At 66.1% G+C, this 1,193-nt stretch carries 1 protein-coding gene; it reads left to right on the top strand.

From position 1 onward, the window contains the following. Positions 1–164: 164 nt before the first annotated feature. Positions 165–1,193 (top strand): hypothetical protein (locus Vgi01_RS30300; RefSeq protein WP_204293342.1); only part of this gene is annotated, 1,029 nt, incomplete at its 3' end.

Below are 1,193 nucleotides of genomic sequence, written 5' to 3'. Positions count from 1 at the left end.
AGGGGCCGTTCACATAACGCACGGCAGTCAGGGCGAGATGGGTGACCATCTCGCCCTGACTGTGTCCGGAGCGCGTCGCCGGGTGGCGAAGATCCTTGAGTGGCCATCAGCCGGGAAGCTTGTGGTGGATGTGCACCTTCCTTCACTCCCCCGGGGGAATCTCTATGATCGTCCGTACCCGCCGTGCCGTCAGTCTCGCGACGGCGGCGCTGCTCGCCTCGGGCGCGGTCACCGCGCTGGGCGCGCCGGCCCATGCCGCTGGAACCGAGACCGACCTGACGATCACCGCCACCGACACCCGGTTCGCGGCCGGAGCCATCGACGGCAAAGTCGCCTTTGTCAGGATCGCAAATCAGGGCGAGGGCACGCCGCGCAGGGTGCTGCTCAAGGTCGACGTTTCGAAGGTGGACCAGAACAAGCTCTACCTTGAGCCGTTCACCGCCGGCGGGTGCGAGTCCACCGGCGACTCCAGGCCGGAGCTGTTCACCTGCGAGCTGGCCGAGGACATCCCCGGACCGGGCGAGACGGCCGATGTGGGTCTCGAACTGCGGAACGAGACTGATGGCGATGTCACCGAGCCGTACAGCGCTCCGGTGACCATCAGCATCGTCTCGCCGGACGACACCGACGACAGCAACAACAGCATCGACATCACCGTCGAGCTGACCCCGGAGAGCGGTGTCGACCTGGGCGTGCTCATCCTCGATGTGAAGCACCGCATCGCCCTGGACGCCCATGAGGGAATCCTCCCGTTGCGGCCGGGTGACACCTCTCGCGTCTGGAACCTGGTCTACAACTGGGGCGACCGGGTCGCCAAGGGCATCAGGCTGACCTATCAGCTGCCCGAGGGGGTGACCTTGTTCCCGATCGAAGGGTGCGAGATCAGCTCCGACAAGCGCACCGCGATCTGCGAGGACAAGGACTTCGAGCTTGAGCCCGAGTTCATGGTCGGTGTCGACCTGCGCATCGTGGTGGACGAGGATGTCGAGGCCCCGATCACCCTGAAGGGCGGTTGGATGGAGGTGTCGGCCTTCGGCGCGTTGCCGGCCGGAGTCAAGGCGAGCAAGCGGGCCACGAAGCCGTCCTTCGCCATGGCCGAGGTGCGCAGCATCGACGAGTCGAAGTTCGCCGACCTCGACCCGTCCGACAACAAGGACGACTTCGCTGTGGTGGTGACCGCTGCCGGCGGTGGT

The sequence above is a fragment of the Micromonospora gifhornensis genome, assembly GCF_016863515.1.
GTDB classification, from domain to species: Bacteria; Actinomycetota; Actinomycetes; order Mycobacteriales; family Micromonosporaceae; genus Micromonospora; species Micromonospora gifhornensis.
Note: the sequence above shows the minus strand (reverse complement) of the source record. Positions and strands in the feature narration are given on the sequence as shown.